We start from the raw sequence: 25,701 nt of genomic DNA, 5'->3' as shown, positions 1-25,701 counted from the left end.
TGTTTTCCTCCTGCAAGAGCGTTGCCCCATGGTATATTTCGGCATCAGTTTTCCCCTTATCGACACGGTGCACGCAAACAACATTCTTTCCTTGCTGGACGCCGAGCATAGTGCGCTGGGCAGCATCGCGGCAGGCGCCGACCTGGCCCATGCACTGGAACACTTGTTGCTGGCGCTGCAAGACCTGGCCGAGGGCGGCGCGCACGCCTGCCTCGTGCTCATCGACGAGGCCGACCGCTTTTGCGGCTTGTCCGCGCCCAGCCTGCCGCAAGACCTGTGCCTGGCCCTGCGCCACGGCGGCGACCAGCCGTCCCCGTTCGGCACGGCCGCCTTTTCCGGCGCGCCCGTGTATTGCGGTGACATCACGCGCGACGTGCACTGGAGCGCGGGACGCAAGGAAGCCATGCTGCACGGCTACCGCGCCTGCTGGGTCGCTCCCGTCTTCGGCGCCAAGGGGCATATCCTGGGCGTGCTGGGCCTGTTTTTCCAGGCGCCATGCCATCCCACCCAGCCCGAGATCGAATTGCTGGCGCTGGCCGCGCGCGTGGCCGCGCATGTGATTGAGCGGGGCCAGCTGGAAAAAGCGCTGCACGACAGCCGCGAACACTTCCATTACGCCATCGAGCTGAACACGCAAGTGCTGTGGACGGCCGACCTCGACGGCAAGCTCGACTATGTGGCGCAGCGCTGGCGCGACTGGACGGGAGGCAGCGGCCTCGCTACCAGCTGGCTCGATGCCATCCATCCCGAGGACGTGCCCCGTACACTGGCGGCGTGGAGCGAAGCGGTGGGCAGCGGCCAGCCGCTGGACCAGGAAATGCGCGTGCGCCGGCAGGACGGCCGCTACCGCTGGGTGCATTCGCGCGCCTACTGCCGGCTCGACGAGCGGGGCCAGCCCGTGAAATGGTACGGCTCCTGCGAGGATATCGACGAACACTGGCAGGCGCGCAACGCTTTGCTCGACAGCGAAGCGCAGTTCCGTTCGCTGGCCTCGACCATGCCCAACCAGGCCTGGCTGGCGCATGGCAGCGGCGCCACCTACTGGGTCAACCAACAGGTGTGCGAATACACGGGGCAATCGATGAAGTCGCTCGTGTCCACCGGTTTTCGCCAGTGCGTGCACCCGGACGACGTGCAGGCCACGCAAAAAAGCTGGGAGCGGGCCGTCGCCACCGCCAGCGCCTACGAACACGAGTTCCGCATGCGCCGCGCCAGCGACGGCGCCTACCGCTGGTTCCTGGCGCGCGCCTTGCCCCTGTTCGACGAGGCAGGCACGGTGCTGCGCTGGGTGGGCACGAATACGGACGTGCAGGAACAGAAGAAGAACGTGCTGGAAAAGATGGCCTACCTGAATTCCTCGCTGGAAGTGGAAATGGCCAACCGCACGGCCGACCGCGACCGCATGTGGCGGCTGTCGACCGACATCATGCTGGTGGCGGACCTGGCCGGCATGATCATCGCCGTCAATCCCGCCTGGAGCAAGATCCTCGACCGGCCGGAAATCGAATCGCTGGGCATGGACTTCATCAGCCTTGTGCATCCCGACGACCGCATGGCGGCCTTGAAGGACTTGTCGCGCCTGGCCCACGGCGCGCCTACCTTGCGCATGGAAAACCGCTACCGCCGGCGCGATGGCGGCTACCGCTGGATTTCCTGGACGGCCGTGCCGGCGCAAAAGCTGATCCACGCCATCGGCCGCGACGTCACGGACGAGAAGGAGGCGCGGCTGGCGCTGGTGCGCAGCGAGCAAGCCTTGCTGCAGGCGCAGAAGCTGGAATCGATCGGCAAGCTGACGGGCGGCGTGGCCCACGATTTCAACAATGTGCTGCAAATCATTTCCGGCAATCTGCAACTGCTGAAACTGACGGTGTCCGACAATCCGCAGGCGGCCAGGCGCCTCGATTCGGCGGCCTCGGCCGTCGAACGGGGCGCCAAGCTGTCGTCGCAACTGCTGGCCTTTGCGCGGCGTCAACCGTTGAAGCCGCTGGTGACGGACCTGGGCCGGCTGCTGCGCCGCATGCATGAGCTGATCCGCCGCGCCCTGGGCGAAGCGATTGCCGAGGAAACCTTCATCAGCGAAGGCTTGTGGCATACCCTGGTCGACCCGAACCAGATGGAAAACGTGCTGTTGAACATGGCCATCAACGCGCGCGACGCGATGGAGAAGGGCGGCCGGCTCACGTTTACCTTGAGTAATGTCACGCTCGATGCCGCCTACGCCAGCCTGCATGCCGATGTGCTGGAAGGGCAATATGTGCTGCTGACCATCACGGACACGGGCCATGGCATGGAGCGCGACGTGATCGACCAGATTTTCGAGCCGTTCTTTACCACCACCAAGCGCGAAGGCGAGGGCACGGGCCTGGGCCTGTCCATGGCCTACGGCTTCATCCGCCAGAGCGCGGGCCATATCAAGGTGCACAGCGCGCCCGGCGCCGGCACGACCTTCAAGATATATCTGCCGCGCTCGCTGGAAAAGCTGGCCGAACCGCCGCCGGGCCTGACGGGCCCCGTGCTGGGCGGCGGCGAGACCATCCTCGTGGTGGAAGACGATGCTCCCGTGCAACACACGGTGGTCGACATGCTGCGCGGCCTCGGCTACGACGTGCTGCATGCGGACGACGGCGCCTCGGCGCTGGCCCTGCTGGGTACGGGCGTGGCCATCGACCTGCTGTTTACGGACGTCGTCATGCCTGGTCCCGTCAGCAGCAAGGAGCTGGCGCAGCAGGCGAAATTGCTGCTGCCCGAGCTGGCCGTGCTGTTTACGTCAGGCTATACGCACAACGCCATCATGCAGGGCGGGCGGCTGGACCCGGGTGTCGAGCTGTTGAGCAAGCCCTACCAGCGCGAAGACCTGGCGCGGCGCCTGCGCCACCTGCTGGCCGACCGCCGCCTGGTGGGCGCGCCCGACCCGTCCGGGCGGCGCATCCTGCTGGTGGAAGACAACGACGATGCGCGCGAAATGACCACGGAAATGCTCAATATGCTGGGCCACACCGTGCATGGCGTGGCCAGCGCGGAAGCGGCCATGCCGCTCCTGGCCATGCCGGGCCTGGACGTGCTGGTGACGGACATCAGCCTGCCCACCATGTCCGGCCTGGAACTGGCGCGCCATGCGCGCGCGCACTGGCCGCAGCTGGAGGTGGTGTTTGCTTCCGGGCACGACTGGGGAGCCAGCCTGATGCAGGACGCCAGCGCGCGTTTCCTGCGCAAGCCGTTCGGCCTGGAAGAACTGGCCGGCGCACTGAAGGCGCGCCGGCTCGACGTCTACTGATTTGGCGGCAGCAAGGCCCGCTGCAATTGCTCGACGGTAAAGGGTTTCACCAGAAAGCGCGCCTGCGGGTCCAGCACGCCGGAATTGGCGGGGGAGTGGCCCGTGGAAAACACCACTTCCAGCTGCGGCTGTTCGCGCGCCGCCCGTGCGGCCAGCTCGGCGCCCGACATCCGCGGCAGGCTGATATCGGTCAGCAGCAGTTCCAGTCCCGGCGTAGCCAGCAGGGGCAGGGCTTCCTCGGCCGTGCCCACGGCCAGCACCGTGTGTCCCAGCATGGCCAGCAGGTCGCCCGTCATGGCGCGCGCATCGGCATTGTCTTCCACCAGCAGGATATGCCTGCCCTCCGGCCGCGCCGGAGCGGCCTGCGGCGCCAGTTGCGCGCGGTACTGGTGCAGGGCCGTCACGTGCTGGCGGTTGGCCAGCAGGTGGCGGATGCGCCGCGCCAGGTCTTCGCGCCGGTAGGGCTTGCTCAACAGTTCCACGCCCGGTTCCAGCCGGCCGCCCTGCATGATGGCGTCCTGCGTGTAGCCAGAGGTGAACAGCACGGCCAGCTTCGGCAGCAGCACACGGGCCTGGCGCGCCAGTTCCGTGCTGGCCACCTTGCCCGGCATCACCACGTCCGTAAACAGCAGGTCGATGGGCACGCCGCTGCCGACGATGGCCAGCGCGCTTTCGCCATCGCTGGCGCGCAGCACGGCGTAGCCGAGGCCGCGCAGCATGTCGACCACCGTCGTCTGCACCTGCACGTCGTCTTCCACGACGAGGATGGTTTCCTTGCCGCCCAGCACGGGGCCGCCCAGTTGCAGCGGCAGTTCCGTTTCCGCTTCGAGCGAGCGCGGCAGGTAGATGCGGAAGGTGCTGCCATGGCCGGGCACGCTGTCCACCGTCAGGTGGCCGCCGCTCTGGCGCAGGAAGCCGTACGCCATGGACAGGCCCAGTCCCGTGCCTTCGCCTTTGGTCGTGAAGAACGGTTCGAAAATCTTGTCCAGCAGCTCGGCGGGAATGCCCGTGCCCGTATCCGAGACGGCCAGCTGCACGTAGTCGCCGGGCGCCACGTCCGCATGGCGGGCCGCGTAGGCACTGTCCAGCACGCTGTTGCCCAGTTCGATGGTCAGCTGGCCCTGGCCGGCCATGGCGTCGCGCGCGTTGATGGCCAGGTTGAGGATGACGTTTTCCAGCTGGTGCGGATCGACCAGGGCGCGCCAGCAGTCGTCGGCCAGCAGCAAGCGCGTCTCGATGCTTTCGCCCGTGGCGCGCCGCAGCAGGTCTTCCGTGGCGCGCAGCAGCTGCGCCAGGTCCGTTACCAGCGGTTTTAACGGTTGACGCCGCGCAAAAGCCAGCAGCTGGGCCGACAGCTTGGCGCCCCGTTCCACGGCGGCCGAGGCGCTGGCGATGCGCTTGGCGGCCAGCGGGTCGTCGTCCAGGCCAAGCTGCAGCAACTGCAGATTGCCGGAGATAATTTGCAGGACATTATTGAAATCATGGGCCACGCCGCCTGTCAGCTTGCCCAGCGCTTCGAGCTTTTGCGATTGCAGCAGCGCCATTTCGCTGTGGCGCAACGATTCCTGCATGCTGCGCAAGGTGCTTTCCGCTTCCTTTTCCAGCGTGACGTGGCGCCCGGTGGCGAACACCAGGTCGCCTTCGCTTGCGGCCACCCACGACAGCCAGCGGTGGCCGCCCTCGCGGTGCCGGTAGCGGTTTTCAAAGCTGGGGATGGATTCCTTGCTTACCTGCAACAAGGCCTGGCGCGTGGCGGCGGCATCCTCGGGCAGCACGAAGTCGAACAGGCTGCGGCCCAGCATTTCCTCGGGCAGCCAGCCCAGGATGGCTGACGAGGCCGGGTTGACGGCGGCAAAGCAGCCGTCGGCATCGATGGCCACCATCAGGTCTTGCGCGCTGCGCCACAGCCGCTCGCGCTCGCTGTTGCGCGCGGCCAGTTCCGCTTCCAGCTTCTTTTCCACGGTGATGTCGCGCGCGCTGCAATACACCTTCTCTCCCTCGGGCACGGCCACCCACGACAGCCAGTGCCAGCCGCCCAGCTTGTGGCGGTAGCGGTTTTCGAAACGCAGCGCCGGCTGGCCCTGGTTGGCCGCTTCCCAGGCCGCATGGGTGCGCGGCAAGTCTTCGGGATGGATCAGTTCCAGGAAGCGCGTCGTGCGGATTTCCTCCGCCGACCAGCCCAGCGTGGCTTGCCAGGCGGGGTTCGAGTGCTCGAAATAGCCGTCCAGGTTGAGCACGCCCAGCAAATCGGGGCTGACGTTCCAGGTGCGGCCGAATTCGCGCGTGCGCTCGGCCACCTGCGTTTCCATGCTGGCACTGAGGGCGCGCAGCCGCGCTTCCGCCTGCGCCCGCAAAATGGTCGACCAGACCCGTTCCGACACTTGCACGGCCAGTTCGATCTCGTCCGCATGCCACAGCCGCGCCGCGCGGCTGTGCACGACGAACAGGGCCGCCAGCCGGCCCTCCTTGGCAATGGGAATATTCAGGAAGGCGCGGATGCCCAGGCGCGCAAACGTGGCCAGCGCGGCCGGCATGGCCGTGCGCGGGTCGCTCGCCACATCATCGCTGACGGCGAGCGCCTGGCCGGCCGCCAGCGCCTCGGCCAGGCGGGCCGCATAATCGCCGAGGAAATATTCGCCGGCGGCACCGGGCGCCAGGCCGTCGCTCCACGCATGCTGCAGGGTAGGGCATTGCAGGGTCTGGTCGATATCGAAACAGGCCACTTGCTGGGCGCCCAGGCGCTGTCCCAGCAGCTGCGCCGACAGGGAAAGGATGTCGCCCGTGTCTTGCAGCAGCCGCAGCCGGCGTTCCAGCTGCAACAGAAAGGCGACGGCGCTGGCGCCGGTCTGGCTGCTGGAGGCGGGTGTGCTGCTCATGGGGGCCTCAGCTGCCGGCCAGCGGCAGGGTGACGCTGAACAGGGCGCCATTGCCGGGCTGGCTTTGCAGGGTGATGGCGCCGCCATGCGCATCGACCAGCTGCTTGGTGATGAACAGGCCCAGGCCCAGGCCGCCCGTGCGGTCCTGGTGCATGACGCGCTCGAAGGCGTCGAAGATGCGCGTTCCTGGTCGCGCGCGTTGATGCCGATGCCATGGTCGCGCACTTCGATGACGGCGCTGTTCTGCGTGTGCGCCAGGCTGATCTCCACTGGCTGGCCCTGGCCGTAGCGCACGGCGTTGCTGATCAGATTGACAACGATCTGCTCGACGCGGAAGGCATCCCAGTAACCGTGGATGGCTTCGAAGGCCAGCACTTCCAGCACGCTGCCCGTGGCGGCCGCACACGGCGCCAGGTCGTCGGCCACGCGGCGCACCAGGCTGGTCAGGTCGACGGCTTCGCGGCGGATCGACAGCTTGCCGCTGGTGATGCGCGACACGTCGAGCATGTCATCGATCAGGCGCACCATGCTGCGGATTTGCCGCCCGTCGCGCGCCACCATCTTGCCCAGTTTTTCCGGCTCGAAGGCGGCCAGGTTGCCCCGTTCGAGGTTGACGGTGCGCATCTGCGTCTCCAGGAACAGCGTATTGAGCGGCGTGCGCAGTTCGTGCGCCACCATGGACATAATTCGTCGCGCAGGCGCAGCGAACGCTGCAGCTCTGCCTGCGTGGCGCGTAATTCTTTCAATAACGCTTCCTGTTGCTGGCGGCTGTGCTCGAGCGCCTGCACCTGGCGCCGCGTCTCGCTGCGCTGCTGGTGCAGGGCAACAAAAACGTTGACCTTGCTTTGCACGGCATTGATGTCGAGCGGCTTGTGCAGGAAATCGACGGCGCCGCTTTCATAGCCCTGGAAGGAAAAATTCATTTCCTTGCCGGCCGCCGTGACGAAGACGATGGGGATGTGGCGCGTCTTTTCCGTGCCGCGCATCAATTGCGCCAGTTCAAAACCATCCATTTCCGGCATCTGCACGTCGAGGATGGCCAGCGCGAAATCGTGCTCCAGCAGCAGGGCCAGCGCTTCTTCGCCCGAGGAGGCCTGGTAGACGCTGCGGTCGCTCTCGCGGATCAGCGCATTGAGCGCGCGCAAGTTTTCCGGCAAGTCGTCGACGATCAGCAGTTTGGTGCTTTGTTTCATTCATCATGTTTCATTCCTGGCATGTGCCGTCCAGCGTAATGGGAAGCGGCGTGCGACGGCGCACGCTTGCGGTAGAGCTTTTCGGGACCCGGCAAGGGTTCGAAGTCGGCGGCAAAGCGCGTGAAATGCGTGCTTTCCTTGCTGCCCAGGCCCAGGAAACCCCGGTGGCACAGTGAATCGTGGAACAGGCCCAGGGCCCGTTCCTGCAAGGTTTTGTTGAAGTAAATCAGCACGTTACGGCAGCAAATCAATTGCGTTTCAATAAAAACGCTGTCCGTGGACAGGCTGTGGTCGGCAAAGTTGATCCTGTCGAGCAAGTGCTGCTGGAAACGCGCCGTGGCATGCTCGACCGTGTAGTACTCGGCCAGCTGGCCCAGGCCGCCCGCGGCCAGGTAGTTGTCGCCGTAGTCGGCCATGCGGTGCAGCGGGTATACGCCGCGCGCGGCCGTGGCCAGCGCTTGCGGATTGATGTCGGTGGCGTAGATCGTGCTGCGTTCGAGCAAGCCTTCCTCGTACAGCATGATGGCCAGCGACAGCGCTTCTTCGCCCGTGCAGCAGCCGGCCACCCAGATGGTCGGTGACGGGTAGGTTTTCAGCACGGGCACGACGTGTTCGCGCAGGGCGAGGAAAAACGCCGGGTCGCGGAACATTTGCGTGACGGGCACGGTCAAAATCTGCAGCAGCTTGCCAAAGGCGGCCGCGTCGTCCAGCACCAGCTGCTGCAAGGCGGGCAGGTCGGCGCAATGGAAGCGCTCCAGCGCCTGATTCAGGCGCCGGCGTTGCGAGGGCAAAGAGTAGTCGCGAAAATCATAGCTGTAGCGCTGATAGATCGCTTCCATCAGCGCGTGCAGTTGCGCGTCCGTGGTGCGCAGGGACATCAGTATCGCTCCATCACATGCGTTCCATCTTCGGCATCCACACGCGCAGCAGTGAATACAGGCGGTCCAGGTCGATCGGCTTGGCCAGGTAGTCGGAGGCGCCCGCCTGCAGGCATTCTTCCTGGTCATTCTTCATGGCCTTGGCCGTAATCGCAATGATGGGCAGCTTGTTGTAGCGGCCATCGGCGCGGATCAGGCGCGTCGCTTCCAGGCCATCCATGCCCGGCATCATGACATCCATCAACACCAGGTCGATATCGTCCACGCTGTTGAGCTTGCTGATGGCTTCGAAGCCGTTGCGGCCGATTTCCACCACCACGCCTTTCTGTTCCAGCGCATTCGTCAGGGCAAAGATGTTGCGCACGTCGTCGTCCACCAGCAAAATCTTGCGGCCTTCAAACACGCGCTCGCGGCTGCGCACCTGCTGCAGCATGCCCTGGCGTTCGCTCGACAGTTCCGATTCCACCTTGTGCAGGAAGAGGGTGACTTCGTCGAGCAGGCGTTCGGGCGAGCGGGCGCCCTTGATGATGATCGAGCGCGAATACTTCATCAGATCCGCCTCTTCCTCGCGGCTCAGGTTGCGGCCCGTGTAGACGATGACGGGCGGGAACGAGACAGCTCTTCATGCTCCATGCGTTCGAGCAATTCGTTGCCCTGGATATCAGGCAACTTCAAGTCGATGATCATGCAGTCGAAAATCTGTGTCTTCAGCAATTCCAGCGCCTGTTCGCCCAGCGCCACGGCCGTGATTTCCACGTCGTCGTCGCTGATCAGGTGCACCACGCTTTCGCGCTGGCGTTCGTCGTCCTCGACCAGCAGGATGCGCTTCATCTGCTGCGTGAATTTTGATTCGAGCTTGCGGAACACTTCCTTCAGCTGTTCGCGCGTGCGCGGCTTGGTGGCGTAGCCGATGGCGCCCAGCTGCATGGCTTCCTGGATCTGGTCGTTGCCGGAGACGATGTGCACGGGAATGTGGCGCGTCAGCGGGTTTTCCTTCAATTGCTGCAAGACCAGCAAGCCCGGGCGGTCGGGCAAGCCCATGTCGAGCAGGATGGCGTCGGGCAGGAATTCTTCCGCCAGGCGCAAGCCTTCATCGGCGCCGTGCGCCACCAGGCAGCGGTACTGCATTTCATGCGCGAGGTCGAACAGGATGCCGGCAAACGACGGTTCATCCTCGATCACCAGCACGGAACGCTGGCCCGTCTTGACGGCGGGCACACTGTCGCGGTCATCCTGGAAGGTGGGCAGCGGCACGGGCTTGGCGGCGGGCGCCGCCTTCGGCGCGGCGGCGGTTTTTGCGGGCGCTTGCGGCGCGGCGGCGGGCGCGCTTGCTGTTTCCACCGCCCGTTCCGGCATCATGGCCGGCAGCACCAATGTAAACGTGCTGCCGTGGCCCGGCGTGCTGGCCAGCTCGATGCTGCCGCCCAGCAAGGCGGCCAGGTCGCGCGAAATCGACAGGCCCAGGCCCGTGCCGCCATAGCGGCGGCTGGTGGTGCCGTCCGCCTGGTGGAAGGCGTCGAAAATCTTGTGCTGCTGGTCGTCGGCGATGCCGATGCCCGAATCCTGCACCTGGAAGCGCACCTGGCCGGCCGCATCGGCGCTCACGTGCAGGGACACGGTGCCCGCATCCGTAAACTTGATGGCGTTCGACAGCAGGTTCTTCAGGATTTGCTCGAGGCGCTGGCGGTCGCTGACGAAGGACGGCGGCGTGTCCGGCGCCACCTTGACGTCAAATACCAGTTTCTTTTGCTGCGCCTGGGCGCCGAACAGCATCTTCATGCTGCTGAGCAGCTCGTCGAAGGGCACGGCGTCCGGCGTCAATTCCAGCTTGCCCGCCTCGACCTTGGAAATGTCCAGGATATCGTTGATGAGGGTCAACAGGTCATTGCCGGCCGAATAAATGGTTTGCGCAAACGTCACTTGCTCCGGCGTCAGGTTGCCGCTGCTGTTGTCTGACAGCAGCTTCGACAGGATCAGCGAGCTGTTCAGCGGCGTGCGCAGCTCATGCGACATGTTCGCCAGGAATTCGGATTTGTAGCGGCTGGCCCGCTGCAGCTCGTCCGCGCGCGCTTCCAGCTGGGCGTGCGCCTCGACGATGGCCATGTTTTTCTGGTCCAGCGACAGCGCTTGCACGGCCAGCTGCTCGTTCGACTGCTCCAGCGCCGCCTTTTGCTCTTCCAGGTGTGCTTGCGACTGTTCCAGCACGCGCGACTGCTCGCCCAGCTCTTCATTGGCCGTGCGCAGCTCTTCCTGCTGCACTTCCAGCTCTTCGTTCAATTGCTGGGTTTCTTCCAGCACGTTTTGCAGGCGCTGGCGGTACAGGGCCGCTTCCAGCGAGGTGCCGATATTCGCGCCAATCAGGTTCAGCCATTCCTTGGCGCGGGCGCTGACGGGATGCGTAAAGCCCAGTTCGATGACGCCGTTGACGACGCCTTCATTGTTGACGGGCGCCAAAACCAGTTCCAGCGGTGCGCCGCTGCCCAGGCTCGACGTCACGGTCAGATAATTCTCGGGCACTTGCTGCACATGCTTGAGGCGCTTTTCGCGCGCCGTCTCGCCCACCAGGCCTTCGCCCAGCTTGAACACCTGTTTTTCCTTCACGCCCTGTTCGTTGAAGCCGTACACGGCCGTGCGGCGCAGGCTGCCGTCTTCATCGACGACGTACAGGGTGGCCACGGCCACTTCCAGCCGGTGGGCCAGGAAATCGAGCACGTGCCGTCCCAGCTGCGGCAGGCCCAGCTGGCCGCTCGTGTGGGCCGCCAGCTCCGTCTGTCCCGTGCGCAGCCACGCCTGTTCCTGCAGCACGTCGTTGTCCTTGCTCCGCTGTTCCAGCGCTTCATTGTAGATATCGGACAGGCGCAGCAGTTCGCGCCGTCCCAGATAGGCAAGCAAGCCCGACATGCCCAGGCTGAGGACGAGGAATACCGCCACGGCCAGCATGGTGCGGCCTTCGGCCGTGTCGGCCCGTTCCTGGCGCAGCCGTTGCTCCATGGACAGGAAAGTGAGGAATTCGCGGCGGATTTCATCGAATTCCAGCTTGCCTTCGCCCTGGCGCACGCGCGCGAGGAATTCCTGGTTATTGCGGCGCTGGCCGATCACTGCTTCCGCGTACTACTCCATCCACTGGCCTTGCAGCGCGCGGATGCGGCGCAAGCGGTCCACCTGGATGGGGCTGTCGGACACGAGTTCGAGCAGGGTGCTCATTTCCACGGCGATCTTTGCCTTGCCCGACTTATATGGCGCCAAAAACGTTTCATCGCCCGTCAGCAGATAGCCGCGCATCCCTGTTTCCAGGTCGACGGACAGCTTCATGACTTCGTTGGCGTTGCCGATCACCCGTTCGGAATGCTCGACCGAGCGCAGGGCCGACAGCAGGTAGGCGATCAGGCCGACAAACACGAGGGCGGTGACGACCCCGATGACCAGCGGCAAGGTGACGTTGCGGGCGAGGATGCGGCGAAAGCTGAAGGAGTCGATCGGGGTCTTGGTATTCATCATGTCCGTGTAAGGCTGTCGCGAAAAAATCAATTTTAATTGAAATGCAAGTTTTCTGGTGGTCAAGCATAGTGTGCGCTAGCATAACAGCCTTGCGCTCAATTGCCGACTTGCAAGGCTGTGCAAAGCGCGGCAACGCACAGAGCAAAGTAGCGAAAAAATCAAGCTTGCCACGATTGAGGCAGATCAACGAGATTGGCGCTTCGCATCCTAAGATGCAGGAGGTGGCGGCGTCCCCGCGGACGGCCGCCGTGTGCAAACCAGCCTTTGCAGGAGGACATCATGGCTAATCAATTGATCCGTCGCGATACGCAAAACCCGCTGGCACGTTTCGACCCGTTCAGCGACATGGAAGAATTCATGCATGACTTTTTTGCGCCCGCCTTGCGCCTGCGTGAAGGGGGCACGTCGCGCATGCGCGTCGACATTTCCGAAACCGAGCAAGCCTATCAGGTGCAGGCGGACATTCCAGGCGTCAACAAGGACGATATCAAGGTCTCCATCGACGGCAACCGCGTCTCCATCAGTGCCGAACTCAAGGATGAAAGAGTGACGCGCGACGGCGGCGGCAAGACCGTGCGCAGCGAACGCGAGTACGGCCAGCACTACCGCAGCTTCGTGCTGCCGCACGAGGTGGACGAGGCCGGTGCGCAGGCCCGCTACGAAAACGGCGTGCTGCTGCTGGACTTGCCGAAGAAAGAGGGCACGGGCGGCCGGCAGCTGGCGATACAGTAAGCCTGGCCAAGGTATGAAAAAACGCCGGACGGTGCCGGCGTTTTTTCAGTGCGGTGTGCGCTACCCACTATATATATGTCAGTCGCGGATTTCCAGCGCCCGGTTCAGGCTCAGCGCGGCCAGCGAGGCGACGGCGCCCGACAGCAGGTAGAAGCTGACATAGGCGAGGCCGAAGTTGGCCGACAGGCCCAACGCCACCAGCGGAGCGAAGCCGGCACCGACCAGCCAGGCCAGGTCGGACGTCAGGGCCGCGCCCGTGTAGCGGAAGCGGGCAGGGAAGTTGGCCGTCACGGCGCCGGCTGCCTGGCCGTAGGATAAGCCCAGCAGGCTGAAGCCGACGAGGATGAACACGTCCTGGCCCGTATTGCCGCCGCCCATCAGGGTCGGCACGAAGGCGCTGAAGATGGCGATCAGCACGGCCAGCACGCCCAGGGTGGTGCGGCGGCCCACTTTATCGGCCAGCAAGCCGGAAATTACCACGCCGACGGCGGCCAGCATGGCGCCCAGCATCTGGATCTGCAGGAAGTCCGAAGCGGAACGCGTCTGGTAGACGGAAATCCATGACAGCGGGAACACGGTCACCAGGTGGAACAGGGCGTAGCTGGCCAGCGCGGCGAGGGCGCCGATCAGCACGTTGCGGCCCTGGCCGCGGCCCATTTCAAACACGCTCACGGGCTGCAGTTCGCGTTCGTCGAGCAGGCGCGCATATTCATTTGTCGACACCAGGCGCAAGCGGGCAAACAGGGCCACCACGTTGATGGCGAAGGCCACATAGAAGGGATAGCGCCAGCCCCAGTCGAGGAATTCCTCATCCGTCAGGGTGGTCAGCATGAACCAGAACAGGCCGGCGGCGATCAGGAAGCCGGCGGGCGCGCCCAGCTGGCCCAGCATGGCGTACCAGCCGCGCTTGTTTTCCGGCGCGTTCAGGGCCAGCAGCGACGGCAAGCCATCCCAGGAACCACCGAGCGCCACGCCCTGGCCGATGCGCAGCACGGACAGCCAGACGATGGCGGCAAAGCCCAGGTGGGCGTAGGTCGGCAGGAAGGCGATGCCGGCCGTCGACACGCCCAGCAGGAAGAGGGCGAACGTCAGCTTGGCGCTGCGTCCCATGCGGCGCTGGATCTCCATGAAGATCACGGTGCCGAACGGACGGGCGATGAAGGCGAACGAGAAGATCAGGAAAGCATATAATGTGCCCTCCAGGCGTTCTTCGAACGGGAAGAAGACGCGCGGAAACACCAGCACCGAAGCGATGGCGTAGACAAAGAAGTCAAAGTATTCGGAAGCGCGGCCGATGATCACGCCGACGGCGATCTCACCGGGGTCGATATGCGATTCGACCGTGCCGGCCCCGCGTGCGTCGCGCAGGGAGTGGGGGGAAAAGTCGGCGGGTACGTCCCCGCTGTGTGTGCGCGTGCTGGACATGATGATCGTCTCCAATATAGTTTCGAGTTCGGCCAACGCGTAACTTACCCCGGGTGTCTCACGCCCGGAGTAGGACTATTCAATAGATAGCTGTAGGAAAACTCCTCAACCACCAAGTGAAAATCCGAGCAAGGGGTAGGACAAAACGTCCAATTGCCAACGCGCTCCAGTGAGAATACAGTACCATATCTTCATCCCCTGTACTGGACTTTCCTGTATGTTTTCATTAAAAGTTCGTCGCGGACTGCTTCTTTTACCTCTCGCATTGTTGGCTGGTTGCAATACGGTGGTACTGAATCCGTCTGGCGACATCGCAGTTCAGCAAGGCAATCTGATTGTCATCTCGACATTGCTGATGCTGTTGATTATCGTTCCGGTAATCGCCCTGACCCTGCTGTTTGCATGGCGCTATAGAAAAAACAATACCGCGGCCAAATACGAGCCGGACTGGGACCACTCGACTCGCCTCGAGCTGATCATCTGGGGCGCGCCCCTGCTGATCATCATCGTGCTGGGCCTGCTGACCTGGATCAGTACCCACACCCTCGATCCATACCGCCCATTGAGCCGTATCGACGCCAACCGCCCGATTCCTGCCAGCCACAAACCGATGATCGTCGAAGTCGTGGCGCTGGACTGGAAATGGCTGTTCATCTACCCGGAGCAAGGCATCGCTTCCGTGAATGAACTGTACGCGCCCGTCGACCGCCCGATCCGCTTCAAGATCACCGCCTCGTCCGTCATGAACTCGTTCTTCATCCCCGCACTGGCAGGTCAGATCTACGCCATGCCGGGCATGGAAACGCAGTTGAATGCCGTCATCAACAAGCCTGGTGTCTACAAGGGCTTCTCCGCGAACTACAGCGGTGCCGGTTTCTCGGGCATGCGCTTCAAGTTCCACGGCGTGAATGATGCGGACTTCGACAAATGGGTGGAATCGGCACGTGCCGGTGGCGGCGCGCTGAACCGCGACGACTACCTGTCGCTGGCCCAGCCTAGCGAACGCGATCCGGTGCGCCGCTACAGCGCCGTGCCTAACGATCTGTACAAGGCAATTCTGAACCGCACCATCGTTTCCGACGCCCTGTGCGTGACGCCGGTCGAGCCATACAAATTGACGATGGCAAAAAGCCCGGTAGCGGCCGTAACGGCAGTAGTCGCTAGCGATGCAGTCGTGGAAAAGGGCGTTCAAGCCAAGTAACCACTGCATGAATCCCGCAGCGCATCGTAGTGGCGCTGCAGATACTGGCGCCGCTTGCCTGGCGCCTCCCTTTTTTCTCTGAGAGTAACAATGCTAGACCATATTGATCTGACGAAGCTTATATTCGGCCGTCTGACTTGGGATGCAATTCCATTTCACGAACCTATCCTGCTGGCGACCTTTGCAATGGTCGCCCTGGGCGGTATCGCACTCGTTGCGGCACTGACGTATTTCCGCGTCTGGGGTACCCTGTGGCGCGACGGATCACCAGTATCGACCATAAAAAAATCGGTATCATGTACATGATCCTGGGCCTGGTCATGCTGCTGCGCGGCTTTGCCGACGCGCTCATGATGCGTACCCAGCAGGCGATCGCCTTCGGCGACAATGCCGGCTTCCTGCCACCGCATCACTACGACCAGATCTTCACCGCCCACGGCGTGATCATGATCTTCTTCGTCGCGATGCCTTTCGTGACGGGTCTGATGAACTACGTGGTGCCGCTGCAAATCGGCGCGCGCGACGTGGCTTTCCCATTCCTGAACAACTTCAGCTTCTGGATGACCACCATGGGCGCCGCCCTGGTCATGGCTTCGCTGTTCGTCGGCGAATTCGCCCGCACGGGCTGGCTGGCGTATCCGCCGCTGTCGGGCATCGTCGGCAGTCCGGACGTGGGGGTAGACTATTACATCTGGTCCTTGCAGATTGCCGGGGTCGGGACGCTATTGTCCGGTGTCAACCTGATCGCCACCATCGTCAAGATGCGCGCGCCTGGCATGACCTGGATGAAAATGCCCGTCTTCACCTGGACCGCTCTGTGCACCAACATCCTGATCGTCGCCGCCTTCCCGGTGCTGACGGCTGTTCTGGCCATGCTGTCGCTGGACCGCGTTGCCGGCTTTAACTTCTTCACGACGGAACTGGGCGGCAACGCCATGATGTACGTCAACCTGATCTGGATCTGGGGTCACCCGGAAGTCTACATTCTGATCCTGCCGCTGTTCGGCGTGTTCTCGGAAGTGGTCGCCACGTTCAGCAGCAAGCGCCTGTTCGGCTACGCCTCGATGGTGTACGCCACCTGCGTCATCATGATCCTGTCGTACCTGGTATGGCTGCATCACTTCTTCACCATGGGTTCGGGCGCCAGCGTCAACTCCTTCTTCGGCATCACGACGATGATCATTTCGATCCCGACGGGCGCGAAGATCTTCAACTGGCTGTTTACCATGTACCGCGGCCGCATCCGCTTTGAACTGCCGATGCTGTGGACGATCGGCTTCATGGTCACCTTCACCATCGGCGGCATGACCGGCGTCTTGCTGGCCGTACCTCCAGCGGACTTCGTGCTGCACAACAGCCTGTTCCTGATTGCCCACTTCCACAACGTGATTATCGGCGGCGTGGTGTTCGGTGTATTTGCTGCAATTAACTACTGGTACCCGAAAGCCTTCGGCTACAAGCTCGACGCGTTCTGGGGCAAGTGCTCGTTCTGGTTCTGGTTCGTCGGCTTCTACCTGGCCTTCATGCCGCTGTACGTGCTGGGCCTGATGGGCGTGACCCGCCGTGTCAACCACTTTGAAGATCCATCGCTGCAAATCTGGACCATCATCGCCTGGTTTGGCGCCGTCTCGATTGCCCTGGGTATCGCTTCCATGCTGATCCAGTTCTTCGTCAGCTACCGCAACCGTCACGCCCTGCGCGACGTGACCGGTGACCCATGGGGCGGCCGCACGCTGGAATGGTCGACGTCGTCGCCACCCGCCAGACTATAATTTCGCCTTCACGCCGCAAGTGCACGAACTCGATGCATGGACTGACATGAAGAAACACGGTTACCAGCGTCCGACGTCCGGTTTCACGAAGATCCACATGCCGAAGAACACCTGGGCTGGTTTCGTGATCGCCGCACTGTCCGCACTGGTCGGTTTTGGCCTGATCTGGCAAATGTGGCTCGTCGCCGCCGCCGGCTTCGTGATCATGATGATTGCCATCATCGTCCATACCTTTAACTACAAGCGCGATTACTACATTCCTGCGGAAGAAGTCATCCGTACCGAAGACGCTTATACTAAATTGCTGAGCAGCCATGTCTGATACCATCGCCCATAACACCGGCGCCGCTGGCGCCGCACCAAGCACGCGCAGCTACTTTGTGCGCGAGCACCACCCGGAAAACGGCAGCTTGCTGGGTTTCTGGCTCTACCTGATGAGCGATTGCCTGATCTTCGCCTGTCTGTTCGCCACGTACGCCGTGGTCGGCCGCAGCTATGCGGACGGCCCGACGGGCGCCGCGCTGTTCGACCTGCCGCTGGTGGCCGTCAACACGGCCATGCTGCTGCTGTCGTCGATCACCTACGGCTTCGCCATGCTGGCCATGCAGCGCAAGCAATTGCGCAGCACCCTGGTCTGGCTGGGCATCACGGGCCTGTTCGGCCTGGCCTTCCTGTCGCTGGAAATGTATGAATTCATTCATCTGATCCACGAAGGCGCCGGTCCGCAGCGCAGCGCGTTCCTGTCGTCGTTCTTCGCCCTGGTCGGTACCCACGGCTTGCACGTGACGTTCGGCGTGATCTGGCTCGTGACCCTGATGTTCCAGTTGAACAAGCATGGCCTGACCCCGGAAAACGGCCGCCGCATGATGTGCCTGTCGCTGTTCTGGCATTTCCTGGACGTCATCTGGATCGGCGTCTTCACCTTTGTCTACCTGATGGGAGTGCTGCCATGAGCGACCACCACACACACGGCGATAGCCACCACCATGACAACCACGATCATGGCAGCCTGAAAAGCTACACCATCGGCTTCATCCTGTCGGTGATCCTGACGGCCATTCCTTTCTGGCTGGTGATGACGAAAGCCATCACCAACTCGGGCACCATGGGCCTGGTCCTGCTGGCGTTCGCGGCCGTTCAAGTAGTGGTGCACATGGTGTACTTCCTGCACATGAACACCAAGTCGGAAGGCGGCTGGAACATGATGGCGCTGATCTTCACGATCATGATCGTGGGCATCGCCATGGCCGGTTCCCTGTGGGTCATGTACCACATGAACCACAACATGATGCCGGATCTGATGCCTGAGTACATGCATACGAAAACGGCTCCATGATGAGTCAAACGCGCCCAGACAGCACCGGGCGCGCCCCTGGCGCCGCATCGCAAGATGCCGCGCCAGGCCCACGCGGCATGGCTGTGCATTATTCAAAAATTGCGCTAGCCTTGCTGGCGGGGATCTTGTTTGCCGGTTTCTGTGCCCTGGGAAACCTGGCAAGTCAAGCGCCTCTTCTGGAAGCTTGACCTGATCGAGCGCGTCGAACAACGCGTACATGCGCCCGCAACGGACGCACCTGGACCCGCAGCCTGGGCCAGTATCACGCCTCAAACGGATGAATACCGCCATGTGCGACTCTCCGGTACCTATCTCCCCATTTTCAATACCCTGGTGCAGGCAACGACGGCACTGGGCAGCGGCTATTGGTTAATCACGCCCTTGCGCCTGGCCGACGGCAGCACCGTACTCGTCAACCGCGGCTTCGTGGCCAAGCGCGCCAGCATCGGCGCCGGCACGCCGCCCGGCATCGTCGAGGTCGACGGCTTGCTGCGCATCAGCGAGACGGGCGGCGGTTTCCTGCGTGAAAACAGTCCTGCCACGCAGCACTGGTATTCGCGCGACGTGGCCGCCATCGCCGCCTCGCACATGCTCGCCAACGTGGCGCCATATTTTGTTGACGCGAAAGAAAAGTCGGAAACGGCCAGTGACGACGCCCCCGTCGGCGGCCTGACCGTGATTTCGTTCCACAACAGCCACCTCGTGTATGCGCTGACGTGGTTCGCGCTTGCCTTGATGGTAGCCGGTATCACGTGGTGGATCGTGCGCGAGGACAAACGCCGCCGCGCACGTGGCAAGAAGCTTGATCCATCGCAAGAAAGCGACCATGCCGGGCAGGATTGAGATCCTGCCCAACCGCGAGGTCTTAGAACGCGGCACCGTGGCGGCCGAGATGGAACATCCGGCCGGCCACCAGAACATGAAGCTGCTGATCCAGCTGCGCTGGCTGGCCGTGATCGGCCAGATCAGCACGATTTTCGGCGTGGGCGTGGGACTGGGCATCGCCTTGCCCGTGCCCTACATGCTCGAAGTGCTGTCCTGCCTGATCGCCTTCAATCTGGCCAGCCTGCTGCGCTGGCACGAACGCCAGCCCGTCTCCAACACGGCCCTGTTCCTCGCCCTGCTGGTCGACGTGACCGTGCTGACGGCCCAGCTCTACCTGAGCGGCGGCATCAGCAACCCGTTTGCCTTCCTGTACTTATTGCAAGTCATCCTCAGCGCCGTGCTGCTGGAAGTGTGGTCGACCTGGATCATGGTGGCCATTACCAGCCTGTGCCTGGCGGGCCTGGCCTTGCTGCCCGGCCCCCTGATCCTGCCGATCGACCCGGAGCGGGGCTTTTCCAGCCTGTACGTGCAGGGCTTGCTGATCTGCTTTGCGCTGAACGCCGCCTTGCTGGTGCTGTTTATTACGCGCATCAACCGCAACCAGCGCGCCGGCGACGCCAAGGTGGCCGACTTGCGCCAGCGCGCGGCGGAAGAAGAGCACATCATCCGCATGGGCTTGCTGGCCTCGGGCGCCGCGCACGAGCTGGGCACGCCGCTGGCGACACTGTCCGTGATCCTCGGCGACTGGCGCCGCATGCCGGAACTGAGCAAGAACAGCGAATTGCTGGAAGAAATCACGGAAATGCAGGCACAGTTGCAGCGCTGCAAGAGCATCGTCAGCGGCATTTTATTGTCGGCGGGCGAGGCGCGCGGGGAATCTTCCGTGAAAACGACGATCAATACCTTCCTCAACGACCTGGTGGACGAGTGGCGCAGCAGCCGCCCGATCCAGGGTTTCGAGTACGATAACCGCATCGAGCACGACGTACCCGTCGTCTTCGATTCGACCCTGAAACAAACCATCTGCAATGTGCTCGACAATGCGCTGGAAGCGTCGCCCGAGTGGCTGCGCTTCGAAGCGACGCGCGAAGCGGACGCCCTGCATCTGGTCATTACCGATGCGGGCCCCGGCTTCGAGCCGTCGATGCTGACGCACCTGGGCAAACCGTATCAAAGCAGCAAGGGCAAGCCCGGCGGCGGCCTCGGGCTGTTCCTGGTGGTGAATGTTGCGCGTACCCTGGGTGGTACGGTGACTGCCCGCAACCGGGTGCAGGGCGGGGCGGTGGTGCACCTGGCCTTGCCGCTGGCGGCCATCAAACTGGAAAGAGAAAAACGACCACCATGCAGGATGACCGTCTGTTACTGATCGTGGAAGACGACGCCGCGTTTGCCCGCACCCTGGGCCGCTCGTTCGAGCGGCGCGGCTACCAGGTCATCCTGGCCACCAATTTCGACGAGGCAAGCGCCTTGCTGGAGCAGCATTGCCCCGACTACGCCGTGGTCGATTTGAAGCTCAACGGCAATACCTCGGGCCTGGCCTGCGTGCAGATGCTGCACCAGCACGACCCGGAAATGCTGATCGTCGTGCTGACGGGCTACGCCAGCATCGGCACGGCCGTCGAAGCCATCAAACTGGGCGCTTGCCAGTACCTGGCGAAACCATCGAACACGGACGACATCGAAGCGGCCTTCGGCCACGTGGCCGGCAACGCCGACATCGAACTGACCAATCGCGCCACCAACATCAAGACCCTGGAATGGGAACGCATCCACGAAATGCTGGCCGAGACGGATTTCAATATCTCGGAAACGGCGAGAAGGCTGGGCATGCACCGGCGCACCCTGGCGCGCAAGCTGGAAAAGCAGCGGGTGAAATAGTCACTGCGCAGTTTGGTCGTTGTCGAATGCCAATTCGATCATACTGTCGTCGCTCCAGTCCTGCTCCCGCAACGGCGGCGTGAACGACGTGCCGCTAAAGGGCACGGGCGCGCTCTTGCCATTAAAACTGATCGTTGCCGCCGTGATGCGCCGTGGTTCCGAAAAGCTGTAGGTTCCCTTTTGCGACACGAAATTGCACGGCCCGCCCAATGCGCCCATCGCCGTGCGCATGGCGAAAGGCAAGGTTTCCTTGTCGATGGCCCAATGGACTTCGCAGGCCAGCCGCAGGTCGCCCAGGCGGCGGATGGTGTCGCTGGTCGCCGCGCTCCTGACGTAGGGTATCCACCTGACCGAGCCCGCCTTGCGGTTCACGGTCAGCTCGGCCTTGTCATACAGCGGACCCTGCTCGACGGGCAAGCTGAAGATGTTGCGCTCGCCCAGCGGTATCGCCATGCCCGCCTCGTCGCTTTCCAGCCGCAGCGCGATGGCGTGCATGTCGACGTCGGGACGGCGCGGCTCGAGGATGAAACGCAATTCGGCGCCGGGCGCCAGCGCATGTTTTTCCTCGAAGCGTTTGACGCCCTTGAGCATGGCACTGTAAGGCTTCCAGTCCGGGTCGCGGATGCCTTTCACGTTGACGGACGCCGCCGCATCCTGCCCGGCCTGTTCCACGGCTGGTTCCGTATCAGCGCAAGCTTGCGCCGCAGCACCGCACAAACACAGCAAAAGCCCCGCTCTTTTAATGGCACGCATACCTGATCTTTCTATTCATGAATGAAAACGCGAGTGTAGAAAAAAACACCGGCATGAGCAGGTTTTTAAGACAGAGCGTCAATTGGGATGAATGAAGTGCTTGAAACCGCTGTTTTCCCGGATTCGATGGCAAGATATGTCCAGGCCGCAGACTGGCCGGATACATAGCAAATTCCGGCCGACAATAACGCCATTATGCTGGCGCCCGCCATTCCATCTTCTGCACCTGGATATGCGGATGGCTTTCCAGCGCTTCCCATTCCGGCAAGAAGACAAAGCCCTGTTTCAGGTAAAACGCGGCGGCGCGGGCATTTTCCGGTGCCACGTCGAGCACCAGCCGCGCGTGGCCGTTACCGACCGCGCATCGTTTCACGGCGTCGACCAGGCCTTGCGCCACGGCCAGGCCCCGGTATTCCGGATGTACCCACATGGCGATCAGATGGCACTCGCCATTGCCAGCCACGACCTGCGCGGCCAGGCCGATGGGCTGTTCTCCGTCAAAGGCGAGGAAAAAGGTGCGCTGCGGCGTGCTGACGGCGCGCTGCTGCCAGTCGGCGTCCGAAAAAGCGGCCGCGCTGGCGTGGCTGGCGCCAAAGGCCGTGGGGGCGTCAAACAGGGCGGCCAGGCGCGTGGATTTCAGCGCCGGCCAATCGGCGGCGCTGGTGGGGCGGATGACGATACGGTTCAAATCTGTGACATTTCTTCACTGGTGGGCATGGCCGTGGACGAGGAAATCTTCTTGTACGCTTCCGCCAGCATCTTGACGGTCGCCACGTCGTTCACGCTGCGCGCCTCGATGACTGTCTCGCCCGCCGCGATGGTGATGTCGCCGTTCGCATAGCTGGCGGGAAAGCGCCGCTCGGTGATCTTGTTGGTGAGGACATTGCGCGCATAGCGCAGCACCACGAGCCGCTCGCCTTCCTGCCTGATGACGACATAATTGGGCACGGTGGTGCGTTCCAGTTTCCAGGTGCCGATGAAGTCTTCGACGGGGGCGGCGGCGGCGGCGTGCAGCGAGCAGCAGGCGGCGAGGGCGCCCAGGAGCAGTTTTTTCATGGTGTTGACAGCCTATGCAAAAGTGGCCTGCGGTGCAGGAAAATACGTCACATATGCTTGAATGGCGTGGCGCTACGCTCCATGCGTCGCCCGCCATTTAAGTATTTGGCAATATTAACAGGTACGCGGGCTTGCGCATTCGTATTTTTTGCGTGCGATCTAAGACTGGTCCCACACTTCAATGCTCAGCAGTTGCCCGGGCGCGCACGCGGCAATACGCTGCGGATGCACGGTGATGCTGCCGGGCCAGCCCGTCAGCGTATCTTGCGGAAACTCGCCCTCCTGCGCTTCGGCGATGCCCGCCATCAGCAGGGGCGCGATGACGTCCGCCGAGGCCGTGTAGCGGTTGGGAAAGCCGTTGAACGTCAGCTGGCTCGCCTTGCCTTGCAGGCACAATTGCGCGATCCAGTCCGCGCCGAACAGGCCCGCTTCCCAGCTGGCGAGAAACGCGTCCTTGTTGATTTTCGTCATATCGGCCATTTGCTCCGGCGTTTCTGTCGAGATAATCGTCCACCAGCCTGACATGGGCATTCCTTGTAAAAAGTGAAAATTAACGGGTCATGGCGCGGCGCAGCAGATAGCTGAGGCCATCGACGGCGGCCACCATCAGCAGCATGGCGACGATGACGGTGGCGGCGTTCTGCATCTGGAACAGCGACAAATGGTATTTCAGCATCTGCCCCAGGCCGCCCGCGCCGACGACGCCGAGGATGGCGGCGGCGCGGATATTGTTTTCCCAGCGGTATAGCGTATACGACATCATTTGCGGGCTACACTGCGGCAAGGTCGCGTACAAAAAGGCCACGGCGGGGCGGGCGCCATTGATGCGCAAGGTGGCCGCCGGCAAGGGCGGGCAATTTTCAAACGCGTCGGCAAACAATCGGCCCAGCACGCCCACCGTATGCAGGGCAAGGGCCAGGGTGCCCGCGAATGGCCCCAGGCCGGCGGCGATCAGCAAAATCGAGGCCCACACCAGCTCCGGGATCGAGCGCAGCACGTTGAGCACGCCACGCGTGGCGTTGCGCGCCAAGTGACCAAAACGGCCGCTGGCAGGCAGGGCCAGCAGTGCGCCCAATACGGCTGCGATGACCGTGCCGATGGCCGACATGGCCAGGGTTTCAAAGGTGGCAATGCCCACTTTTATCAGGAAAGGGCTGGCCAGCTCGGGCGGGGCGAAGCCGTGCAGGAAGTCTGCTGTCGTGCGCACGGCGTCGGCGCTGAAGAATTCTCCCCATTTCAGGGGCAGGGTGGCAAAGCTGGCGATGATCAGCAGCAGCAAACCGGCCAGCAAGGCCCAGGTCGACCAGCGCACGGGAGCAGGGACGGGCAACATCGGTTCCGTCTTCATGCCAGCCTCCGGCGCAGCATGGCGGACACGGCGTCGGCGCCCGCCACCAGCAGCACGAACACCATCAGCATGGTGGCCAATTCATTGCCGGCCATCATCTTCATCGATTCATCCATGCGCTGGCCCAGGCCGCCCGCACCGACAAAACCCATGACGACGGAGCCGCGGATCGCGCATTCCCAGCGGTAGATCGTGTACGACACCAGTTCCGCGGCCGATTCGGGCAGTGCGCCGTACAGCAAGGCCTTTAATCTGCCGCTGCCGTTGTTCAATAGCGCGTTGCAGGCGGCGGCATCCGACGATTCGAGGATTTCCGAGTACACCTTGCCCAGCATGCCGCAATAGGTAAGCGCGATGGCGATCACGCCCGCCGTCGGTCCCAGTCCCACGATGCGTACTAATAGTAATGCCCACACCAGTTCCGGCACGCTGCGCAGCAGCACCAGCAGCGCGCGCACGCCATGGCGCACGCTGGCGGCCAGCGGCGACACGGTGCCGCTGCCGATGCGCGAAATCGACAATCGCTCCGTCACCAGCAAGGTCAGGGGAATGGCCCCCAGCATGGCCAGCGCCATGCCGGCCGTGGCCATGGCGATGGTTTCCCAGGCGGACGTGGCCACCAGTTGCAAAAATTCCGGCGAGTGGGCGGGCGGCACGAAGCTGGCGATGAATTGCCAGGTGGCTGCCAGGCTTTGCGCATCCCAGAGTATCCACGGCTTGAATTCGGCCTGCACCAGCATCGGCCACAGCACGAGCAGGGCCACGACCGTGATGGCCAGGCGGCCGCGCCAGGCGGGGTCGCGCGGCATGGCGGTATTCTTCAGCAAAGGGGCCTCGCGGCGTCCAGTTTCGCTGCCACCGATTCGAACTGGGGCGCAGGATCGGCCTTGTTGCGGTACAGTTCGGCGATCATGGCGTTGCTGACCTCGGCGCCGGGCAAGTCGAAGACGATCTTGCCGTCGCGCAAGGCGACGATGCGCGTAAAGCAGGCGCGCGCGATCTCCACCTGGTGCAGGCTGCAGATCAGGGTGGCGTTGCGCGCCGTCGCTTCCGCCTGCAGCACATGGATCGTTTGCAAAGCCAGGGTGGGGTCGAGCGCGGACAGCGGTTCGTCGACGAGAAAGACTTGCGCATCCGACACGAGCGCGCGCGCCATGCCGCAGCGCTGGCGTTCGCCGCCGGACAGGCGGTCGACCCTGGCGTACAGTTTATCCTGCAGGTTGAATTTACCCAGCGCTTCCCATGCGGCGCGCGGGTCGACGGGCGCGACCAGCGAACGGATGGCCGTCCACACAACTCCATTGCGGCAAGCGGCCCGCCAGCACGGCGTTGACGACGCGTTGGCGCGGCGGCAGCGGCGGCGTTTGCGGCGCCAAAAACAGGCGCGCGCGCAAGGCGTGGCGCTCGGCGCTGCCGATTTGCCAAGGAGAAATGCCCAGGATGTCCAAGGTGCCGGATTCGGGACGCAGCGCGCATGCCAGCGTGTGCAGCAAACTGGTCTTGCCGGCGCCGGAAGGGCCGATCAGGGCGATCTGTTCGCCCTGGGCCACGTCCAGGTCCAGCTCGCGCAGGGCCAGCGCATTGCCGGCGGCGCCCGCGTGGTGGACGCAGACCTTGTGAAGTTGGAATGTCATGCGATGTTTCGGTATGGGGGAG

The 25,701-nt window shown here is 63.2% G+C and carries 20 protein-coding genes and 4 pseudogenes; 9 read left to right on the top strand and 15 right to left on the bottom strand.

The window, feature by feature from the left end; genetic code table 11:
• The first annotated feature begins 28 nt into the window (after nucleotides 1–28).
• A complete protein-coding gene (locus ACQVLG_RS24020) occupies nucleotides 29–3,274 on the top strand; it encodes a PAS domain-containing protein (protein WP_474291294.1) in 3,246 nt (1,081 codons plus the stop codon).
• Here the strand turns inward: ACQVLG_RS24020 and ACQVLG_RS24015 are convergent.
• The 6 genes and pseudogenes from ACQVLG_RS24015 to ACQVLG_RS23990 form a co-directional block, all read right to left on the bottom strand.
• A pseudogene (locus tag ACQVLG_RS24015) lies at nucleotides 3,268–6,042 on the bottom strand (hybrid sensor histidine kinase/response regulator); the annotation flags it as partial. The gene ACQVLG_RS24020 and the pseudogene ACQVLG_RS24015 sit on opposite strands and share 7 nt — an antisense overlap.
• A 115-nt stretch (nucleotides 6,043–6,157) precedes the next feature.
• A complete protein-coding gene (locus ACQVLG_RS24010; RefSeq protein WP_474295781.1) occupies nucleotides 6,158–6,304 on the bottom strand; it encodes an ATP-binding protein in 147 nt (48 codons plus the stop codon).
• Between the two features lie 108 nt (nucleotides 6,305–6,412).
• Nucleotides 6,413–6,783: pseudogene (locus ACQVLG_RS24005) on the bottom strand (sensor histidine kinase); the annotation flags it as partial.
• Nucleotides 6,666–7,343: a response regulator gene (locus ACQVLG_RS24000; RefSeq protein WP_474291293.1), complete on the bottom strand. Its 678-nt coding sequence runs from the start codon at nucleotides 7,341–7,343 to the stop codon at nucleotides 6,666–6,668. The pseudogene ACQVLG_RS24005 and the gene ACQVLG_RS24000, both read right to left, overlap by 118 nt.
• Entirely contained in the window at nucleotides 7,340–8,221 is an 882-nt protein-coding gene (locus ACQVLG_RS23995; protein WP_474291292.1) for a CheR family methyltransferase, read from the bottom strand. The genes ACQVLG_RS24000 and ACQVLG_RS23995 overlap by 4 nt, the downstream gene beginning before the upstream one ends.
• A gap of 13 nt (nucleotides 8,222–8,234) precedes the next feature.
• A pseudogene (locus ACQVLG_RS23990) lies at nucleotides 8,235–11,716 on the bottom strand (response regulator).
• A gap of 282 nt (nucleotides 11,717–11,998) precedes the next feature.
• On the opposite strand from ACQVLG_RS23990, the gene ACQVLG_RS23985 reads away from it, so the two are divergent.
• Nucleotides 11,999–12,451, top strand: a complete 453-nt coding sequence (locus ACQVLG_RS23985) for an Hsp20/alpha crystallin family protein (protein ID WP_230537638.1) — start codon at nucleotides 11,999–12,001, stop codon at nucleotides 12,449–12,451.
• Between the two features lie 78 nt (nucleotides 12,452–12,529).
• Here ACQVLG_RS23985 and ACQVLG_RS23980 read toward each other — a convergent pair whose 3' ends face one another.
• Nucleotides 12,530–13,876, bottom strand: a complete 1,347-nt coding sequence (locus ACQVLG_RS23980) for an MFS transporter (protein ID WP_474291291.1) — start codon at nucleotides 13,874–13,876, stop codon at nucleotides 12,530–12,532.
• 217 nt (nucleotides 13,877–14,093) lie between these two features.
• Between ACQVLG_RS23980 and cyoA the strand changes: the two genes are divergently transcribed.
• From cyoA to ACQVLG_RS23945, 7 genes and pseudogenes are all read left to right on the top strand, one after another.
• Nucleotides 14,094–15,077 carry a ubiquinol oxidase subunit II gene (gene cyoA, locus ACQVLG_RS23975; protein WP_230537640.1) on the top strand — a complete coding sequence of 328 codons (984 nt, stop codon included), beginning with the start codon at nucleotides 14,094–14,096 and terminating at the stop codon, nucleotides 15,075–15,077.
• 90 nt (nucleotides 15,078–15,167) lie between these two features.
• Nucleotides 15,168–17,171: pseudogene (cyoB, locus tag ACQVLG_RS23970) on the top strand (cytochrome o ubiquinol oxidase subunit I).
• On the top strand, nucleotides 17,164–17,802 hold the full coding sequence (gene cyoC, locus ACQVLG_RS23965) for a cytochrome o ubiquinol oxidase subunit III (RefSeq protein ID WP_034788486.1): 639 nt from the start codon (nucleotides 17,164–17,166) through the stop codon (nucleotides 17,800–17,802). Before cyoB ends, cyoC begins: the two are co-directional and overlap by 8 nt.
• Nucleotides 17,799–18,185, top strand: a complete 387-nt coding sequence (gene cyoD, locus ACQVLG_RS23960) for a cytochrome o ubiquinol oxidase subunit IV (protein WP_034748058.1) — start codon at nucleotides 17,799–17,801, stop codon at nucleotides 18,183–18,185. The genes cyoC and cyoD overlap by 4 nt, the downstream gene beginning before the upstream one ends.
• Nucleotides 18,186–18,314: 129 nt before the next feature.
• Nucleotides 18,315–19,028 (top strand): SURF1 family protein, encoded by a 714-nt coding sequence (locus tag ACQVLG_RS23955; RefSeq protein WP_474291290.1) that lies wholly within the window; start codon nucleotides 18,315–18,317, stop codon nucleotides 19,026–19,028.
• A complete protein-coding gene (locus ACQVLG_RS23950; protein WP_474291289.1) occupies nucleotides 19,012–20,376 on the top strand; it encodes an ATP-binding protein in 1,365 nt (454 codons plus the stop codon). The genes ACQVLG_RS23955 and ACQVLG_RS23950 overlap by 17 nt, the downstream gene beginning before the upstream one ends.
• Nucleotides 20,352–20,888, top strand: coding sequence for a response regulator transcription factor (locus ACQVLG_RS23945; RefSeq protein WP_034788474.1), 537 nt, complete (start codon nucleotides 20,352–20,354; stop codon nucleotides 20,886–20,888). Before ACQVLG_RS23950 ends, ACQVLG_RS23945 begins: the two co-directional genes overlap by 25 nt.
• Here the strand turns inward: ACQVLG_RS23945 and ACQVLG_RS23940 are convergent, their stop codons facing one another.
• The 8 genes from ACQVLG_RS23940 to ACQVLG_RS23905 form a co-directional block, all read right to left on the bottom strand.
• Nucleotides 20,889–21,560, bottom strand: coding sequence for a hypothetical protein (locus tag ACQVLG_RS23940; protein WP_474291288.1), 672 nt, complete (start codon nucleotides 21,558–21,560; stop codon nucleotides 20,889–20,891). It abuts the gene before it with no gap.
• Between the two features lie 274 nt (nucleotides 21,561–21,834).
• Complete coding sequence (locus ACQVLG_RS23935) at nucleotides 21,835–22,329, bottom strand: GNAT family N-acetyltransferase (RefSeq protein ID WP_474291287.1); 495 nt, start codon at nucleotides 22,327–22,329, stop codon at nucleotides 21,835–21,837.
• Nucleotides 22,326–22,697: a hypothetical protein gene (locus ACQVLG_RS23930; protein ID WP_474291286.1), complete on the bottom strand. Its 372-nt coding sequence runs from the start codon at nucleotides 22,695–22,697 to the stop codon at nucleotides 22,326–22,328. Before ACQVLG_RS23930 ends, ACQVLG_RS23935 begins: the two co-directional genes overlap by 4 nt.
• 159 nt (nucleotides 22,698–22,856) lie before the next feature.
• Complete coding sequence (locus tag ACQVLG_RS23925) at nucleotides 22,857–23,222, bottom strand: hypothetical protein (protein ID WP_474291285.1); 366 nt, start codon at nucleotides 23,220–23,222, stop codon at nucleotides 22,857–22,859.
• Between the two features lie 25 nt (nucleotides 23,223–23,247).
• Nucleotides 23,248–24,045 carry a phosphonate ABC transporter, permease protein PhnE gene (gene phnE, locus ACQVLG_RS23920; RefSeq protein WP_474291284.1) on the bottom strand — a complete coding sequence of 266 codons (798 nt, stop codon included), beginning with the start codon at nucleotides 24,043–24,045 and terminating at the stop codon, nucleotides 23,248–23,250.
• A complete protein-coding gene (locus ACQVLG_RS23915; protein WP_474295779.1) occupies nucleotides 24,042–24,854 on the bottom strand; it encodes a PhnE/PtxC family ABC transporter permease in 813 nt (270 codons plus the stop codon). Before ACQVLG_RS23915 ends, phnE begins: the two co-directional genes overlap by 4 nt.
• A gap of 11 nt (nucleotides 24,855–24,865) precedes the next feature.
• Complete coding sequence (locus tag ACQVLG_RS23910) at nucleotides 24,866–25,339, bottom strand: ATP-binding cassette domain-containing protein (protein ID WP_474291283.1); 474 nt, start codon at nucleotides 25,337–25,339, stop codon at nucleotides 24,866–24,868.
• Complete coding sequence (locus tag ACQVLG_RS23905; RefSeq protein WP_474291282.1) at nucleotides 25,272–25,679, bottom strand: ATP-binding cassette domain-containing protein; 408 nt, start codon at nucleotides 25,677–25,679, stop codon at nucleotides 25,272–25,274. The genes ACQVLG_RS23910 and ACQVLG_RS23905 overlap by 68 nt, the downstream gene beginning before the upstream one ends.
• Between the last annotated feature and the right edge of the window lie 22 nt (nucleotides 25,680–25,701).

The organism is Janthinobacterium sp. TPC_1 (assembly GCF_056037845.1).
The sequence above is the reverse complement of the archived record's forward strand: the minus strand, read 5'-3'. Positions and strand labels throughout refer to the sequence as shown.

Bases quoted from the DNA above. Each gene is read 5' to 3' on its own strand.
- ACQVLG_RS24020 (WP_474291294.1), top strand. From the start codon at position 29: ATGGTATATTTCGGCATCAGTTTTCCCCTTATCGACACGGTGCACGCA.
- ACQVLG_RS24010 (WP_474295781.1), bottom strand. From the start codon at position 6,304: ATGCACCAGGACCGCACGGGCGGCCTGGGCCTGGGCCTGTTCATCACC.
- ACQVLG_RS24000 (WP_474291293.1), bottom strand. From the start codon at position 7,343: ATGAAACAAAGCACCAAACTGCTGATCGTCGACGACTTGCCGGAAAAC.
- ACQVLG_RS23995 (WP_474291292.1), bottom strand. From the start codon at position 8,221: ATGTCCCTGCGCACCACGGACGCGCAACTGCACGCGCTGATGGAAGCG.
- ACQVLG_RS23985 (WP_230537638.1), top strand. From the start codon at position 11,999: ATGGCTAATCAATTGATCCGTCGCGATACGCAAAACCCGCTGGCACGT.
- ACQVLG_RS23980 (WP_474291291.1), bottom strand. From the start codon at position 13,876: ATGTCCAGCACGCGCACACACAGCGGGGACGTACCCGCCGACTTTTCC.
- cyoA (WP_230537640.1), top strand. From the start codon at position 14,094: ATGTTTTCATTAAAAGTTCGTCGCGGACTGCTTCTTTTACCTCTCGCA.
- cyoC (WP_034788486.1), top strand. From the start codon at position 17,164: ATGTCTGATACCATCGCCCATAACACCGGCGCCGCTGGCGCCGCACCA.
- cyoD (WP_034748058.1), top strand. From the start codon at position 17,799: ATGAGCGACCACCACACACACGGCGATAGCCACCACCATGACAACCAC.
- ACQVLG_RS23950 (WP_474291289.1), top strand. From the start codon at position 19,012: ATGCCGGGCAGGATTGAGATCCTGCCCAACCGCGAGGTCTTAGAACGC.
- ACQVLG_RS23945 (WP_034788474.1), top strand. From the start codon at position 20,352: ATGCAGGATGACCGTCTGTTACTGATCGTGGAAGACGACGCCGCGTTT.
- ACQVLG_RS23930 (WP_474291286.1), bottom strand. From the start codon at position 22,697: ATGAAAAAACTGCTCCTGGGCGCCCTCGCCGCCTGCTGCTCGCTGCAC.
- ACQVLG_RS23925 (WP_474291285.1), bottom strand. From the start codon at position 23,222: ATGTCAGGCTGGTGGACGATTATCTCGACAGAAACGCCGGAGCAAATG.
- phnE (WP_474291284.1), bottom strand. From the start codon at position 24,045: ATGAAGACGGAACCGATGTTGCCCGTCCCTGCTCCCGTGCGCTGGTCG.
- ACQVLG_RS23915 (WP_474295779.1), bottom strand. From the start codon at position 24,854: ATGCCGCGCGACCCCGCCTGGCGCGGCCGCCTGGCCATCACGGTCGTG.
- ACQVLG_RS23905 (WP_474291282.1), bottom strand. From the start codon at position 25,679: ATGACATTCCAACTTCACAAGGTCTGCGTCCACCACGCGGGCGCCGCC.